Source organism: Thalassospira sp., assembly GCF_030690045.1.
Lineage (GTDB): Bacteria > Pseudomonadota > Alphaproteobacteria > Rhodospirillales > Thalassospiraceae > Thalassospira.
Genome location: NZ_JAUYHK010000016.1, coordinates 558,188 through 574,539, shown reverse-complemented (window position 1 = coordinate 574,539; position 16,352 = coordinate 558,188). Strand labels below are relative to the sequence as shown.

Here is a 16,352-nt window from a genome sequence, read left to right as displayed (position 1 = left end):
CCCTTAAACGGCACGCCTGATCTGCAAAATTTATGAAAACCGGCCATTTCCTTGGTCGAATTTTTACCTTTGCCGGGCAAAGTCACAGAAATCAAAAGAACCGGATCGTTTTTATAACGGGCCGGTTGCCTCGAAACCCGGATTCAAAGCGGACATCATGCAAATTTCAGCACATCGTCTTGTCAAAAACAGTCTCGCCGCTGTTGCTGTGATGGTGTCATTGGCGACTTCATCTGCCTTTGCCCAGAACGCACCGCAGCTCATTGATGTTTTTGGAAAATGGGAAGCCTATTCCTATACCGAAAAAGGCAAAAAGGTTTGCTATATCGGCAGTCAGCCGGTTTCGGCCAAAGGGGATTACAGCCAGCGGGGCAAAATTTATGTGATGGTCACCCATCGCCCGGCCCTGAAACTGTTTAACGAGGTCAGTTTCATCACCGGTTACGCTTACAAAAAAGACAGTGATGTCGAATTGCGAATCGACAGCACGCCTTACAAGCTGTTTACCTACGAAGATTCAGCCTGGGCGGTCAATGGTGAGGAAGATCGCAAAATGGTGCGGTCGATGAAGTCGGGCAGCAATATGACGGTTGTCGGCTATTCCACACGTGGTACAAAAACCACCGATACCTATTCACTGTCGGGCTTTACCGCAGCCTATAACGCCATTTCCAAGGCTTGCGATACAACACCGGTCAGCTAAACCCAACCGCCATCTTTTGCAGATCAAGCCTGATTGCACCGTGCGGTTGGCAGCAATGTGAAAATTGTGATTTTACAAATGCGCCGTCCCCGCTATATGCGGGGCGTCTGCATTTGGGGCGAAATCTGTTATAGTGCTCCCGACACCGATAAAAATGCCAAGCATCGCCATAAAATTGAGAGAGAAAACCGGGATGACTGACGTCCTGACCGCCACAGACTCCGGCCTGATCAACAGCAATGTCGCGTCCAATGGGCCGACACTGACAGATTTTGTTGGCCGTGCCCGCGCCGGACAGGCTTTTGACGGTCGTACCGACCTGATCGGTCTGTCGCGCGAGGAACTGACGGAAATCCTTTCAAGCCTTGGCGAAAGCAAATTTCGCGTCAAGCAGGTCTGGAACTGGATATATAACCGCGGTGTCACCAGCATCGACGGCATGTCCAATATTTCCAAAAAACTGCGCGAACGTCTGGAACAGGATTATTATATCGGTCGCCCGGTCCTGACGGCGGATCAGAAAAGCGAAGACGACACCCATAAATGGCTGATGCGGTTTAACGACGGCAACGAGGCCGAAACCGTCTATATCCCGGATCGCAACGAGGATCGCGGCGCGGTTTGCGTGTCATCCCAGGTCGGCTGCACCCTGACATGCCGGTTTTGTCATACCGGCACGCAATTGCTGGTGCGCAACCTGACACCGGGCGAAATCATCAGCCAGTTCATGGTGGCACGCGACAGTTACGGCGAATGGCCGACCCCGGCCAATGGCATCCGCCGCCTGTCCAACATCGTGATGATGGGCATGGGCGAACCGCTGTTTAATTATGAAAATGTCCGCACCGCCCTGAAAATCGCCATGGATGGCGAAGGTATTTCGATTTCACGCCGCCGTATTACCCTGTCCACATCCGGGGTGGTGCCCGAAATCGTCCGGGCGGGCGAGGAACTGGGCGTGGGTCTGGCGATTTCGCTGCATGCGCCCGATGATGATCTGCGCAATGAACTGATGCCGATCAACAAGAAATACCCGTTGAAGGAATTGATGGCGGCCTGCCGCAATTATCCGGGCATTTCCAATTCGCGACCGATCACCATGGAATATGTGATGCTTCGGGGCATCAATGATCAGCCGGAACATGCAAGGGCGCTGGCCAAACTGGTGCAGGGGGTCCATTGCAAATTCAACCTGATTCCGTTCAATAAATGGCCGGGATCGGATTATGAATGCACGCCGACATCGGGCATCAAGAAATTTGCCGCAACGCTGAATGAAAACGGGTACGAAGCACCGATCCGCTGGCCGCGGGGCCGCGATATTCTGGCGGCCTGCGGGCAGTTGAAATCCGAAAGCCAGCGCCTGCGCAAATCCCGCGCCTGTGCCCGCGAAGCAGAAGAAACAGACGCCAGCCCCGCGATATCTGCCGCCGAATGACAGAATTGTCGCCGTGATGGTGCATGTGAAGTTTTTTGCTTTTTGGGTAAAATAGTTCTTGATTTGTTCTTTTCGCTATGGCATAAGACAAAAATCAACGGGGCAAATGCGCCCGGAGAGAAACCCGCAAGGCCTTGTGTCTTGCGGGTTTTTGCGTTTGGCGGCAAGTGAAAGAGGCGATGATGATGCGGCGATATAAAGACAGACAAGGCGGCGGGCCAGCCCGCAAGACCCTGACCGGCGGATGGAAAAGCCATTACGGGGGCAGTGCGCAGGCGGTCTGACCCGGCCATTTGTCAGGACGCCCGAATTGCGTCTTGTCTGCGGCGTGCATGGTGGCAACATTTCCTGACAGTTTCGGTCGGTGTCCGGTTTTGCCGGGGGCGGCGGGAGCGGATATCGGGTCCGTTGGCGAGGCTGGCGGATGCCCGAGGTGTGTCTGGTGGCTGTCCGGATTCCGTGTTCACGACAAAGACGGGCTTTGAGTGGGGAATCCCCTTTGTCATCACACTGGCGAAAGCGGATGATCCTGGCGCAGCACCTTCACCTGTTGGTTTTTGAGGATACTGCAACGCCGCATGAACACCCGCCCTTGGCGGCTGTGACGGAATTGTGGTATCCCTGCCTTGCCCCCCAAATGACCAAAACCCAAAAAGATATGTGCATCCTTTTGTAATCGTGGGAGATACCCCTGATGTCTGTTGGCCAGTTATCTGCGATCCTGCTGGTGGTTGTCATCTGGGGCGCGAATTTTACCGTCATTCGGCTGGGACTGGACGAAATCCCGCCGATCCTGCTGTCCTCTCTGCGCTTTGCCTTTGCGGCGATTCCGGCGGTGTTTTTCCTGCCGCGCCCGAAATGTTCCTGGCGTTATATCGTCGGCTTTGGCGTCATGCTGGGCTGCGTCAAATTTTCCCTGTTATTTATCGGCATGGATGTCGGCCTGTCTGCCGGACTGGCGTCGCTGGTCCTGCAATTGCAGGCGTTTTTTACCCTGATTCTGGGTTTTGTCTGGCTGCGCGAACCGATCGGGCCGCATCGCTATGTTGCGATGGTCGTTGCCTTTTCCGGGGTCGCCTTGCTGATGCTGGTATCCGATGGTTCGATGAGCGGGGCAGGGTTGCTGTTTGTTGTGCTGGCCGCCGCCGCATGGGGCGTTGCCAATATCATCATGAAACAGGCCGGACGTATCGAGATGTTGTCCTTTGTCGTCTGGGCCAGTCTGGTGCCGCCGATCCCGCTTTTGATTCTGTCACTGCTGATCGAAGATCGCGCCAGTCTGGATCATCTGGTCGCCTCGGTCGGCTGGACCAGCATCGGCGCAGTGTTTTATCTGGCTTATCCGGTGACGCTTCTGGGCTTTGCCATTTGGGGGCATTTGCTGTCCACCCTGCCGGTCGGGCTGATCGCGCCCTTTACCTTGCTGGTGCCAATTGTCGGTATGGCTACATCGGCACTGGTACTGGAGGAACAGTTCGGGCCGGTCAAGATCGTTGCGGCCCTTCTGGTGATCGCTGGATTGCTGATCAATATTTTCGGCCACCGGGCATGGCAGGCATTGTTTGCCCGCCGTCAGCCCGGCCCCGGCCCGGTTTAAACCGGTTTTTATTGCGTCGGGGCTTCTGTTATTGCCGGTACCGCATCCACCCCGCGGGGTAACAGGATAAATTTCCGGCCCTGCCGGTTCATATGCCCGGCATAAAGGGCGGCCTCGTCTCCCGGCCCAAAGAAAATATCGCCGCGCACTGGCCCGCGAATCGCCCCGCCGGTATCCTGGGCAATCATCAGGCGGTGAAATTGCCGGTCGGCATTCATCGCATCGCTGGTTTCCAGCCATACCGGCGCGCCCATCGCATGAAACCGCCGGTCCACGGCCAAAGACCGCCCGGTTTCAAGCGGCACCCCCTGCGACCCCAGCGGCCCGGCATCGGGATCGCCCGGCAAACTGGTGAAAAAGACATAGGACGCATTTTTATTCATCACATCGGCCGCCTGATCGGGATTGGCCGACAACCACGCCTGAATAGTCTGCAAGGATACGGTTTCGCGGGTCAGGGCACCGCGTTCAATCAGATCGCGGCCAATGGCAAAATAGGGATGGCCATTGGTTGCGGCATAGCCAACCTTGAGAACAGACCCATCTTCCAGAACCACCCGGCCTGATCCCTGAATTTGCAGAAAAAACGCCGCCACCGCATCATCAACCCAGACCAGTTCCAGATCCTGCCCGGCAAGGGCACCGCCCTCGATCGCGGTCCGGTCATGATAGGGTTGCAACCGCCCGCCTGATACAAGTCCGGCAATGCGTTTTCCGGCAAGATCGCTGCTGAAATCGCCCAGATTGACCTCGATCAGATCATCAGGCCGGGCATAAAGCGGGGTTTGATAATTGCCGTGGCGGGTCAGGCTGCCCTGAAGTTCCGGTTCGTAATAGCCGGTAAACAATCCTTCGGCCTTGCCATTATTGCCCGCCAGCCATGGGGTAAATCCGGCCTCGAAAAAGGCGCGGGCGGCATCGTCTGTGATCTGGTCTGCATCGAGCATCAGGGCGGTTTCACAGACACCGCGCCATTGACCGGTGGTGCCCATGCGAGGATCAGGGCCAAAATCGCGATCATCGTCCCGTTTGAGGATCGGCGTGCAGGATCGCTGAAAGGCGCGCAGCGCCCCTTGCATGTCATCTACCCGCCAGCCCGCCAGATCGTCAAAACCGGCCCGGGTCAGGGTCAGGGCATCGGCAGGCTGTTCGTCAGGTTCCCCGACCGGGACGATGCCGGTGATCTGTGGCCAGAACATCCAGATCAGGGCGGCAATCGCCCCCAACCCAAGGGGGCCGATCCAGACAATCCGTTTCATCAGGGGCGACAGGGGATTTTTTTTCAAAGCCGACATCCAGATACCCGAAATTCTCAAAACACAGAGGTCAGAGATACCGCAAAGGAGTTAAAAAAACCCGATGACCGGATGGCAGGACCAAAGAAAAAGGCGGCACATGCCGCCTTGATCGTCAGATATGTCCGGTTTGGCCTATTCGGCAGCGTCCGGGGTTTCGGTCGCGACAAGCTGCCAGTTGGGATCGGAGCTTTGCACATTGCGGGCGAAAGTCCACAAATCCTCGGCCTCGATCACCTGATTGGGATCGCCCGAAATCACATCGCCCTTGCTGTCGCGGATCACGGAAACTTCTTCGGAGACAAAACGCACCGTCACATAAGCGGTGCGGCCTTCCAGCGTCGCATCGTGAATTTGCGCCGATTTGATGCCAACCAGTGTGGTTTCTTCGTATTCGCCTTTTTCCGCGCGGGCATCAATCGCCTGGGCAAAGTTTTTGTAAACTTCCGGCGACAAAAGCGGGTTCAGCGAATCCTTGTCACCCTTGGCGAACAATTCGACAATCATTTCAAAGGCCATCCGCGCACCGCCGACAAATTCCTGCGGATTGAAGGACGGATCGGCGCGTTCGATCTGGGCCAGAACCGCAGCCTTGCCAGTCGGCACCACATCCTCGGCGGCACCATCGGCAGCATCGCTTCCCGGCAGGCGATAGACATTGTCATTTCCTGCACTGCCATTGGCAGTATCACCGGGTGCGACCGGACCATCGGCCTTGTCGTCATGCTGACGACGGCCAAAAACATCGGTGGGACCCTGTTTTTCATTGCCGGTACGACGGCCCAGCACATTGCGCAGGCGCAACACCAGAAAAACAGCAATCAGCGCAAAAAGGATAATATCGAAAAACTGCAAACCCGGACCCATGATCTGTGAGGTGCCAAAATGGCGGGATGCCACATATTAGAGGCTGTGAACGAAAAATGGTATGAACTGAAGCAAATGCAAGGGCAACCTTCGATTAGCACAGATGTGACCAACATCACCTGATTTTGCGCAAAGCGGTGCAAAAAATCATGCCGGGACTGGCAACCTGCCGCATTTTTGTCCAGTTATGTCTTTAGGTAGTCGAGATATTCATCATAATAGAGCATAAATCAAGATGTTGGCGCAACCGGGCCTTATCGGGCATCTGATTAAATAATTCAGTTTTTAATAATATACATTGCCAGCCGGAGCAACCATGGCCTTTTTTATCCTGATCGCCTTTATCGCCATTCCGATTATCGAAATTGCCGTTTTTATTCAGGCCGGGGCACTGATCGGTTTGTGGCCGACCATTGCCATTGTAATCCTGACGGCGGTGGCCGGAACAGCCCTGATGCGCGCCCAGGGTTTGCAAACCCTTGCCCGCGCTCAGCAGGAAATGGATCAGGGCAATATGCCGCTGGGCCCGCTGTTTGACGGCCTGTGCCTTTTGATTGCGGGTATGCTGTTGCTGACCCCCGGTTTTGTCACCGATACCATCGGGTTTTTGTTGCTGGTGCCGCCCTTGCGCAAGGCAATCGGGGCCGGATTGATCCTGAAACTGATGAAATCGGGAAAATTCCGCATGAATGTCGGCGGTCGCCCGATGGGCGGCGGACCCCGCGGAGGACCCCATGGAGGAATGGGCGGACGCGGACAGGGACCGATCATTGATGGCGATTTTGAAGATCTGAGCAATGATAACCGCCCCGATCACGGGAATGGCAACGACGAAAACACCGGCCCGGACCGCCATCTGCCCCGGAATTGAGGCGGGGCAAAATCATCGATAAAACATCCCGCCGGAATGGCTTTTTAGCGTGTGCTGCTGCTTGCCCGGCGGGGGCAGACATGCTAGGCCATTGGGCATAAAAACCGCGTCTGGCGGTGTCAAAAACAAGTTGAATAGCCCCGGTTTGCAAACGATTCTGCCCGGCTGCGCAGCTTGTTTCTGGCCCTATATGATGAATTTTGCAGGAGTGACCCTTTAATGGCTGACGAAAATACCGGTGCAGGCGCAGAGGCCAAACAGCCCGCAGGCAATCCGATTACCCTTCATACCCAGTATATCAAGGATCTGTCGTTCGAGAATCCGAACGCCCCGGAAAGCGTTGCCATGCAACAGCAGCCCAAGATCGCCATTGATGTCGATGTCGAAGCCCGCACGACCCAGGATCAGAAACTGCATGAAGTGATCCTGAAAATCAACATCAAGGCCGAAGCCGGGGACAAGGTCGCCTTTATTGCCGAATTGCAGTATGGCGCGGTTGTGACCCTTAATGTGCCCGAAGAACATCGCCTGCCGGTTCTGCTGATCGAAGTGCCGCGTCTGTTGTTCCCCTATGCGCGCAAGATTATCTCGGGTCTGACATCGGATGGCGGTTTCCCGCCGCTGATGATGCATCCGATTGATTTCGCAGAACTTTTCCGCAAGAAATTTGCGCAGCGCATCGAACAGGAACCGGCCGGGAACGCCTGATTGCGTTTTCGGATCGAAACCAAAACAAAGGCCGCCTGATGGGCGGCCTTTTTATTTTGGTATCGTAACTTTTATCGATGCCGGGCGATCAGAAAGGTTTTCCGATGACCATAAAGATGATGATAACCATTAAAACTGTCGGTACTTCGTTGAAAAACCGATAGAATTTTTCAGATTTGGTATTGGCATCATATTCAAACTGGCGACGGTATTTTGCCAGCATCATATGGGCCGCCGTCATCAGGACAACGCAAAGCAGTTTGACATGAAACCACGGTTGCGACAGCGCACCGGCCCCGTGGATCAGATATCCGCCAAACACCCAGGAGGCGATCATTGCCGGATTCATGATGGCACGCAGCAAGCGGCGTTCCATCACCTTGAATTTTTCCGAGGCTTCGGACCCCGTTGCCACCTGACAGTGATAAACAAACAGGCGCGGCAAATAAAACAATCCTGCCATCCAGGCGATGACGCTGATCACATGCAGCGATTTGATAATACTAAATAAATCCATCAATCTCTCGTGGTTTATTGTTTTCAGGCCGACGCATCTGCCGGTTTTGGACCGGGTTGTTTTGCCACCGCACAGCTATGGTCGTCCGGGCACCACCAGCCGCGTGTTTCAATACGATGATCATCCGATCCTTTTTCATCAAGTTCTTTCTGGGTTTCTTCTACCACAGAAACCAGACCTTCGATAAAGCGCGGATGCGAACAGACGGTTTTGACCCGTTCATAGACCGGAATGTTCAAATGATCCGCAATTTCGCGATATTCGATATCGAGTTCAACCAGCGTTTCGGAATGTTCCGTCACAAAGGCAATCGGCACAATCACCAAAGGCACACCATCCTTGCCTGCCCGTTCAATTTCATGTTCGGTCGAGGGTCCGATCCATTCCATCGGCCCCACCCGGCTTTGATAACAAACCAGCCAGTCGAGATCGGCAATCGCCATTTTATCGACCACCGCCTGCGCCGATTTTTCAATTTGCAACTGATAGGGATCGTTGCGTTTTTTGATGACGGCAACCGGAACGCCGTGGGCAGAAAACAACAGGCGCGGTTTACCCTTGTTTTGGGCGACGGCACGGTCATAACCGGCGCGGATCATTTCGGCACTGGCATCAATGAAACCGGGATTGGTCGGATAGCAACAGGCCGTCTTGATCGGGGTGCGCAGGCCAACCTGTGCGCAGGCTGCTTTCCAGTCCTTGACCGATGATCCGCTGGTGGTTGTTGAAAATTGCGGATACAGCGGCAGCAAAATCTGTTCATCAGCACCCCAATCGCGCACCTGACGCGCCGTATCCGCCGCAAAAGGTTTCCAATAACGCATGGCGATAAAACAGCGGTTTTCATAACCGTTATCCCCGTCATTCAGGGCCTTTTCCAGCGCGTTCGCCTGATCGCGGGTCAGTTCCAGAAGCGGTGATTTGCCCCCGATATGGGCATAGATTTCCTGTGCAACCGGTGCCCGGCGCGTTGAAATCAGTTTTGCCAGCAACCAGCGAAACGGGTTGGGCAGGCTGATAATCGCCGGGTCATTGAACAGATTGAACAAAAAGGGTTGAACGGCTTCTGGACTGTCGGGACCGCCAAGATTGAACAATATAATTGCCCGTTTCCGGCGCAGTGTTTCAGACATCGGATGATCCTTATGCGTTTTGGCAATGGCCGATCAATTGACAGCCATGGCCCGACGAAATCCGTTCCCTATTCCCCATACCGTGCGGCAAATAAGGTTTATTTACAGGGATGGCAACGGCTTAACCCCTCAGATACGCAGCAAATTTCCCGGCAGATCGGAAATTTGAAAATTTCATTTCTGCGCCCGGATATAATCCACCAGCAATCCGACATTTTCCGGCGGCGTTTCGGGTGTAATGCCGTGACCCAGATTGAAAATAAACGGGCCATTGCCCAGCACATCCAAAATCCGCCGGACTTCGGCCAACATTTCATCGCCACCGGTAATCAGATACATCGGGTCCAGATTGCCCTGAACCGGACCCAGTTTTTGCAGGTTTTCCGCCACCCATTTTAATGGAACGCCACTGTCAAGGCCGACGGCATCGACACCGGTGAGGGTTTTGAAATCGATCAAATGCAAACCGGCACCCCTTGGAAAGCCAATCACCGGAACATCCGGGTGAACAGCCTTGAGATTGGCGACAATTCGTCTGGTCGGTTCAATAACCCAACGATGGAACCCGTTTTCGGACAAAACACCGCCCCAGGTTTCAAACAATTGAATGCATTCAGCGCCTGCCGCAACCTGACGCAACAGATATTGCGTCGTGGCTTCGACCAGAATGTCGATCAGCTTTGAAAAGCCTTCGGGATCGCCATAGGCAAAGCGTCTGATATTGGCAAAATCCTTGCTGCCCTTGCCTTCGACCATATAGGTCGCGACCGTCCAAGGGGCGCCGGCAAAGCCGATCAGCGCCGTATGGGCGGGAATGGCATCGGACAGCAGGGAAACTGTTTCGTAAACCGGCCCCAATGTTTCATGGATTTTATCGATATTCAGGCGTGAAAGCCCGCTGGCATCACGGATCGGATCAAGCTGTGGGCCTTCGCCCTGTTTGAAGGCCAGTTCCTGACCCAATGCTTGGGGGATGACCAGAATGTCGGAAAACAGAATGGCCGCATCGAAATCATAGCGCCGAAGCGGTTGCAAGGTGACTTCGCAGGCCAGTTTCGGGTTATAACAGAGGTCGAGAAACGATCCTGCCTCGGTACGGGTGGCACGGTATTCCGGCAAATAGCGCCCGGCCTGACGCATCAGCCAGATCGGAGGAATGGCAAGGGTTTCGCCTGCCAGCGCACGCAAGAACCGTTTTTGTTCAGAAGGCATATGTTTTCCAGCTTTCTTGTCGCAGAACCCGATGAAACCGGTTGTTTATCGGGCCCCGTGGCCTTTCCAGGCGGTTTTCCCTCGTGGTCTCTAACAAAAGAATCTTTATTTAAAAAGGATGTTGTTTGTTAGTGGTTCCCTGTGGATAACCGGGATTAAATTTCATGCACATCTTATCCACATCGGGACTCGAATAAATTGATCGACCGCAAGATTTTACGGGAAAAACTGGGGATGGTTTTAACAGACTCCCTGATATTGTGGTGTGGACAAGCGATTTTTAAAAACGGGGATAACGGGGATAAAACTGTTTTTCGCCGGGTTATCCCTGTTATCACAGAAAAAATTTTCCGGTTATCCAGCACGGGATAGAGTCATAGAAGAAAAAGGGAGAGGGGGGAGGATAAAAATTCCCCCGACAAAACAGGTGGAGTCGTACCCGTTATCCCGACTTATCCACAGGGGCGACTCCGGTTTGATCAATTTACCTTTGATTTTTGTCGTATCTGAACAAAAAAGCGATGCCGATTATGAGTGACGATACCAACGACACTACCGTTTTTCATCTGCATCTGGTTTCAGATTCCACCGGGGAAACCGTTGATGGTGTGGCGCGTGCCTGTGTCGCACAGTTTCCCGATGTTCAGGCCCATGAACATGTCTGGCCGCTGATCCGTACCGATGCGCAGCTGGCCCGTGTTCTGGCCGATATCGAGCGGCATCCGGGCATTGTGCTTTATACGGTTTTCAATACCGATATCCGCCGCAAGCTTGAAGAAGGCTGTCGCCGGTTGCAGGTGCCCCACAGCCATGTTCTGGATAATACCGTCACCATGATGGCAGGCTATCTGGGCCAGCAATCGCGCGGACGCACCGGCGCCCTTCATAAAATGGATGAGGATTATTTCGACCGGATCGAAGCGATTGATTACGCCCTGGCCCATGATGACGGGCAATCGACCTGGGATCTGGAAGAAGCCGATGTGGTGATTGTCGGGGTTTCGCGGACCTCGAAAACCCCGACCTCGGTTTATCTGGCCAATCGCGGGATCAAGACGGCGAATGTGCCGTTTGTGCCGGGCTGTCCCTTGCCGCCGGAGCTTGATCTGCTTAAAAAGCCGCTGGTGGTCGGGTTGATCAAGGATGTCGATCAGCTGGTATCGATCCGAAAAAACCGCCTGCGCCAGATTGAACGGGGCGAAGGCGGCAATTATGTGGATCCGGTTGCCGTTCGCGAGGAAGTGTTTCAGGCACGGCGTTATTTTACCGAACGTGGCTGGAAAATTATCAATGTCACCCGGCGTTCCATCGAGGAAACCGCGGCGATGATCATGTCCACGATCCATGACCGGCGGGAGATTGAAGAACAATGACGCGGCTTATTCTGGCATCGGCCAGTGCATCCCGGCAAATGATGTTGAAAAATGCCGGGGTGGACTGCGAGGCGATTGCCTCGATGATTGACGAGGATTCCTTTAAACAATCGCTGAAATCCGAAGGGGCGAGTGCAGACGAAGCCGCCGAAATGCTGGCGGAAATGAAGGCGATGCGCATGTATCGCCAGCATCCCGAGGCGATTGTGATTGCAGCCGACCAGATGCTGGAATGCAATGGTGTGTGGTTTGACAAACCGGTCGATGCCGATCATTGCCGGGCACAGCTTCAGGCGTTGCGCGGTAAAACCCACAAACTGGTTTCAGCCGCCGTGGTGTTTAAGGAAGGATCGCGGATTTGGGGCAAGATCGACAGTGCCGATCTGACCATGCGCAATTTCAGTGATGAATGGCTGGACTGGTATTTGCACCAGGCCGGGCCGGATATTTTGAACTGTGTCGGCGGTTATCAGCTTGAAGGGCTGGGTGCGCAGCTTTTTACAGCTGTGCGGGGCGATTATTTTACCGTTCTGGGATTGCCGCTGTTGCCGTTGATCGGGTTTTTGCGCGATCATGGCATTCTGAAATCATAAAAAGAACCGGGCGGGAGAAACGACCATCATGTCTGCACCAAAAATTCGCACCCTGACCGGAACCTCGCGCCTGGCCGGGGTGATGGGGTGGCCGGTATCGCATTCAAAATCGCCGCGATTACAGGGATACTGGCTGGCGAAATACGGGATTGATGGCAGTTATATGCCCTTGCCGGTCGAACCGAAAAATTTTCAGGCGGCTCTGGAATCCTTGCGCAATCTGGGCTTTGCCGGGGTCAATGTGACAATTCCGCAAAAGGAAATGGCCCTGCCGGAATGTGATGAATTATCCGAACGTGCCCGGCGGATCGGCGCGGTCAATACTGTGACATTCGCCAGGGATGGCCGGATTCAGGGCGATAATACCGATGGGTATGGGTTTATCGAAAATCTGCGTCAGGAAACCCCCGATTTTGATTTTGGCAGCGGCCCCGCAGTGATTTTGGGGGCAGGCGGGGCGGCGCGGGCTGTTTTGGTGGCGTTGCTTGATGAAGGATGCCCGGAAATTCGCCTGACCAATCGCACCCGTGCGCGGGCAGAAGAATTGGCCGATGCCCTGAATGATCCGCGTATCTGCGTGGTTGACTGGCCCCTTGCCACATCGGGCATGGCCGATGCCGCCTTGCTGGTCAACAGCACGGCTTTGGGCATGGTCGGACAACCGAAACTCGATATCGATCTGGATGGTTTGCCACAAACCGCCCTTGTGACCGATATTGTCTATGCGCCGTTGATGACCGATTTGCTGGATCAGGCGCAAAAGCGCGGCAACCGGGTGGTTGACGGTTTGGGGATGTTGTTGCATCAGGCCCGGCCGGGTTTTCGGCGATGGTTTGGAATTGATCCTGAAGTGACATCGGAATTGCGCGAATTCGTGCTTTCGCCCGATTAAAATAACCGGATTAGGATATAATGATTATTCTTGGTCTGACAGGATCAATCGCAATGGGCAAATCGACCGCGGCCGGGATGTTTCGGTATCTGGGTGTTCCGGTTCATGATGCCGATGCGGTTGTGCATGATCTGATGAAACCGGGTGGGGCGGCGTTTGACGCGATTGCCAAAAATTTTCCGGGGGCAATACAGGCAGGCAAGGTTGACCGTAAAATTCTGGGCGGGCTTGTGTTTGGCAATGCGCCGGAATTGGCCAGGCTTGAAGGCATTTTGCATCCCTTGGTCCAGTCCCGCGAAAAGGCGTTTTTGCGCCAGCAGCGCCGGGTGGGGCGGCGGCTTGTGGTTCTCGATATTCCGTTATTGTTTGAAACCGGTGGGGATGCCCGTTGCGATTATGTGGCGGTGGTATCGGCGCCGGCCTTTGTCCAGCGTCAGCGGGTTTTGGCCCGGCCCGATATGAATGATGAAAAATTCCGGCATATTTTACAAAAACAGATGCCCGATCGTGATAAACGCCGCCGGGCGGATTTTATCATTCCAACAGGACTGGGTCGTGCGGTGACTTTTGGCTATATTCGATCCATCGTGACTGCCCTTGCAAAACGGAACCATCATGCGTGAAATCGTTCTCGATACCGAAACCACCGGTCTTGATCCCTATGCCGACCATCGTCTGGTTGAAATCGGGTGTATCGAACTGTTCGATCACTTGCCGACCGGGCGGCAATATCACCAATATATCAATCCGCAACGCCCGGTTCCCAAAGAAGCCTTTGACGTGCATGGCCTTGGGGATGAATTTTTGGCGAAACAGCCGGTTTTCAGCGTCATTGTGGACGAGTTTCTTGAATTCATCGGCCATGATTCCCATCTGGTGATTCACAATGCCGCCTTTGACATGAAATTTTTGAATGCGGAACTGGGCTGGATCAACAAGCCATTGATCGCGATGGAACGCGCCATTGATACGGTTCAAATGGCGCGCCGGAAATTTCCGGGATCGCCGGTCAATCTGGATGCCCTGTGCCGCCGGTTTAAAATCGACAATACCAACCGGACCCTGCACGGGGCGTTGCTTGACTCGGACTTGCTGGCGCAGGTTTATCTTGAACTGATTGGCGGGCGGCAACATGGCCTGTTGCTGGACCCCAATGCCGGGGATGGCGATGCCGCTGAACGCATATTGGGACCGAAATCCGGGATGCGTCCGCCGCGCCCCCACGCCGCAAAACCCGACGAACTGGCCGCACATCAGGCCTATATTCGCGAAAAAATAAAGGATTCCCTTTGGCTGAAATAGCAAAATGACATGCAGGGTACCGGGCAGGGCCGGTACATTCAGGGTCTGGCAAAATATTGCTGGCCGTCTTTTGTCTTTGCTGTTTTTCGGGGGCTTTCCGGTTTGTAGCAGTGCCGGGCAGCAGATTGATCTCGCCGCCCCCTATACCCTGCATCTTTATGAAATCGACAATTCCGGTCCCCGGCCCGATCTGGCCTATTTTGATACATTGGTTCAAACCGTGTTTGATCAGGCGGGCCTGCCGCATATCGAGGAAAAAAATCCCTGGAAACGCGCCTATCAGGCGACCCTGAGCGGGCCGCGTCAGGTGATATATCCCACGACCCGCACCCCGGACCGCGAGGATTTGTTTACATGGGTCGGGCCGGTCAGCCGTACCGTCTGGTCGCTTTATGGATTAAGCGACGGGCCTTGGCGCGAGATGCCGTTTGAAAATGTCCTGTCACAGGCGCGAATCGGGGTGGCGATGGGGGCTGCCCGCGAGGATTATCTGCGGCAACGCGGGGTGGCAAACCTTGTATCGGTGCCGCGCCAGGAATTGCTGGTTCCGATGTTGATGGCGCAACGTCTTGATCTGGTGGCGCTTGGTATCAGTCATCTGCGTGCCGACCTTGCCACCCACAATATCCCGGCCAACAGGATTTCCTCGATGGCGGTGTACCGGATTTGTTATCTGTATCTTGCGTTAAGCCGCGATACTCCGTCCGATCATCTTGATGCTCTGCAAAAATCATTAAACAGGATCAAGGAAAGTGGCGAATTTGCGAAAGTTCGCCAGAAATTTGGCCTTGAAAGTGACGAACAGGGGTCTTTCATGCGGGCGATGATGGATCGCGGCAATGATGGCCTGGGCTGTGTGGATGTTGGCAGCGGTATGGAAAGCGGTTCTACCACCGGCGAATGACCCTGCTGTAAATCCGGACTGGCGATCATTTTGTGGACCGGGGGTGGCAAAATTGGTATTACCAGTTGTGGCGTATCTGCATCACGGTTGGGGAACCGCGCAGACAGGCCATTGACCGTCCCGCATTCATCCGGTCCGCAGAGAGGAAACCGCCATGACGTCACCGATTCCGCCCGTTCGTCCCCGGGTTGGCCTGTTTGTTACCTGTCTGGTTGACATGTTTCGACCCACCGTCGGGTTTTCGGCGGTCAAATTGCTTGAAGATGCCGGATGTATCGTCGATATGCCGATGGACCAGACCTGCTGCGGGCAGCCTGCCTTTAATTCCGGCGACCGCGACTCGGCCAAAAAGGTGGCGCGGCCGTTAATTGCGATGTTTGCCGGTTATGATTATGTTGTCGCGCCCAGCGGGTCCTGTGCCGGGATGATCAGCAAACATTTTCCCGAACTGTTTGCCGATGAACCGGCGATTTTGGCCGATGTCAAAGCCTTGTCGGCCAAGACCCATGAACTGGTGTCGTTTTTGACCGATATCATGCAGGTGAAAACCCTGAATGTGCAGTTTGACGGCACGGTGACCTATCATGACAGTTGTTCGGGCCTGCGCGAACTGGGCGTCAAACAGCAGCCGCGTGCGCTTTTGCAAACAGTATCGGGGCTTGCGATCCGCGAAATGAAGGAACCCGAAACCTGTTGCGGTTTTGGCGGGACCTTTTGCGTCAAATATCCTGAAATTTCCGGCAAGATGGTCGGGGATAAAACCGCCGATATTGCTGCAACCGGGGCCACCACCCTGTTGGCGGGCGATCTGGGTTGTCTGATGAATATGGCCGGAAAATTGCGGCGCGAGGGATCGGATATCGAAGTTCGCCATGTTGCCGAAATTCTGGCCGGGATGACAGACCATGCACCGGGCATTGCCGGTCGCGATCCGGAAGGGAAATAAC

The 16,352-nt window shown here is 54.5% G+C and carries 17 protein-coding genes; 12 read left to right on the top strand and 5 right to left on the bottom strand.

Translation table 11 applies throughout. The features are described 5' to 3' along the window. Nucleotides 1-157: 157 nt before the first annotated feature. From Q8O73_RS14240 to Q8O73_RS14230, 3 genes are all read left to right on the top strand, one after another. Complete coding sequence (locus Q8O73_RS14240; protein ID WP_305558826.1) at nucleotides 158-703, top strand: invasion associated locus B family protein; 546 nt, start codon at nucleotides 158-160, stop codon at nucleotides 701-703. 193 nt (nucleotides 704-896) lie between these two features. After that, the gene (gene rlmN, locus Q8O73_RS14235; protein ID WP_305558825.1) at nucleotides 897-2,141 is read left to right on the top strand and encodes a 23S rRNA (adenine(2503)-C(2))-methyltransferase RlmN; all 1,245 of its coding nucleotides are present in this window, start codon (nucleotides 897-899) and stop codon (nucleotides 2,139-2,141) included. A gap of 694 nt (nucleotides 2,142-2,835) precedes the next feature. Next, complete coding sequence (locus Q8O73_RS14230; RefSeq protein ID WP_305558824.1) at nucleotides 2,836-3,738, top strand: EamA family transporter; 903 nt, start codon at nucleotides 2,836-2,838, stop codon at nucleotides 3,736-3,738. A gap of 8 nt (nucleotides 3,739-3,746) precedes the next feature. Here Q8O73_RS14230 and Q8O73_RS14225 read toward each other — a convergent pair whose 3' ends face one another. Further along, nucleotides 3,747-5,033, bottom strand: coding sequence for a murein transglycosylase A (locus Q8O73_RS14225; RefSeq protein ID WP_305558823.1), 1,287 nt, complete (start codon nucleotides 5,031-5,033; stop codon nucleotides 3,747-3,749). 135 nt (nucleotides 5,034-5,168) lie between these two features. After that, nucleotides 5,169-5,900 (bottom strand): Tim44/TimA family putative adaptor protein, encoded by a 732-nt coding sequence (locus tag Q8O73_RS14220; protein ID WP_305558822.1) that lies wholly within the window; start codon nucleotides 5,898-5,900, stop codon nucleotides 5,169-5,171. 316 nt (nucleotides 5,901-6,216) lie between these two features. Here Q8O73_RS14220 and Q8O73_RS14215 point away from each other — a divergent pair, with 316 nt between their 5' ends. Both Q8O73_RS14215 and secB read left to right on the top strand, forming a co-directional pair. Next, nucleotides 6,217-6,771, top strand: a complete 555-nt coding sequence (locus Q8O73_RS14215; RefSeq protein ID WP_305558821.1) for an FxsA family protein — start codon at nucleotides 6,217-6,219, stop codon at nucleotides 6,769-6,771. Nucleotides 6,772-6,990: 219 nt separating this feature from the next. After that, the gene (gene secB, locus Q8O73_RS14210; RefSeq protein WP_305558820.1) at nucleotides 6,991-7,479 is read left to right on the top strand and encodes a protein-export chaperone SecB; all 489 of its coding nucleotides are present in this window, start codon (nucleotides 6,991-6,993) and stop codon (nucleotides 7,477-7,479) included. A gap of 88 nt (nucleotides 7,480-7,567) precedes the next feature. On the opposite strand, the gene hemJ is transcribed toward secB, so the two are convergent. The 3 genes from hemJ to hemE form a co-directional block, all read right to left on the bottom strand. Continuing rightward, a complete protein-coding gene (gene hemJ / locus Q8O73_RS14205; RefSeq protein ID WP_305558819.1) occupies nucleotides 7,568-7,996 on the bottom strand; it encodes a protoporphyrinogen oxidase HemJ in 429 nt (142 codons plus the stop codon). A 23-nt stretch (nucleotides 7,997-8,019) separates the two neighbouring features. Continuing rightward, entirely contained in the window at nucleotides 8,020-9,129 is a 1,110-nt protein-coding gene (gene hemH, locus Q8O73_RS14200) for a ferrochelatase (RefSeq protein ID WP_305558818.1), read from the bottom strand. Nucleotides 9,130-9,303: 174 nt separating this feature from the next. After that, on the bottom strand, nucleotides 9,304-10,341 hold the full coding sequence (gene hemE, locus Q8O73_RS14195; protein WP_305558817.1) for a uroporphyrinogen decarboxylase: 1,038 nt from the start codon (nucleotides 10,339-10,341) through the stop codon (nucleotides 9,304-9,306). 530 nt (nucleotides 10,342-10,871) lie between these two features. Between hemE and Q8O73_RS14190 the strand changes: the two genes are divergently transcribed. The 7 genes from Q8O73_RS14190 to Q8O73_RS14160 all read left to right on the top strand — a co-directional run bounded on the left by Q8O73_RS14190 (nucleotide 10,872) and on the right by Q8O73_RS14160 (nucleotide 16,351). Beyond that, nucleotides 10,872-11,714 (top strand): pyruvate, water dikinase regulatory protein, encoded by an 843-nt coding sequence (locus Q8O73_RS14190; protein WP_305558816.1) that lies wholly within the window; start codon nucleotides 10,872-10,874, stop codon nucleotides 11,712-11,714. Further along, nucleotides 11,711-12,307, top strand: a complete 597-nt coding sequence (locus tag Q8O73_RS14185; RefSeq protein WP_305558815.1) for a nucleoside triphosphate pyrophosphatase — start codon at nucleotides 11,711-11,713, stop codon at nucleotides 12,305-12,307. The genes Q8O73_RS14190 and Q8O73_RS14185 overlap by 4 nt, the downstream gene beginning before the upstream one ends. Before the next feature lie 28 nt (nucleotides 12,308-12,335). Continuing rightward, nucleotides 12,336-13,199, top strand: coding sequence for a shikimate dehydrogenase (locus Q8O73_RS14180; protein WP_305558814.1), 864 nt, complete (start codon nucleotides 12,336-12,338; stop codon nucleotides 13,197-13,199). A gap of 20 nt (nucleotides 13,200-13,219) precedes the next feature. Next, nucleotides 13,220-13,822 (top strand): dephospho-CoA kinase, encoded by a 603-nt coding sequence (gene coaE, locus Q8O73_RS14175; protein ID WP_305558813.1) that lies wholly within the window; start codon nucleotides 13,220-13,222, stop codon nucleotides 13,820-13,822. Next, the gene (dnaQ, locus tag Q8O73_RS14170) at nucleotides 13,815-14,501 is read left to right on the top strand and encodes a DNA polymerase III subunit epsilon (protein ID WP_305558812.1); all 687 of its coding nucleotides are present in this window, start codon (nucleotides 13,815-13,817) and stop codon (nucleotides 14,499-14,501) included. The genes coaE and dnaQ overlap by 8 nt, the downstream gene beginning before the upstream one ends. Nucleotides 14,502-14,505: 4 nt before the next feature. After that, nucleotides 14,506-15,405, top strand: a complete 900-nt coding sequence (locus Q8O73_RS14165) for an ABC transporter substrate-binding protein (protein WP_305558811.1) — start codon at nucleotides 14,506-14,508, stop codon at nucleotides 15,403-15,405. 154 nt (nucleotides 15,406-15,559) lie between these two features. Next, nucleotides 15,560-16,351 carry a (Fe-S)-binding protein gene (locus Q8O73_RS14160; protein WP_305558810.1) on the top strand — a complete coding sequence of 264 codons (792 nt, stop codon included), beginning with the start codon at nucleotides 15,560-15,562 and terminating at the stop codon, nucleotides 16,349-16,351. Nucleotide 16,352: the final 1 nt, after the last annotated feature.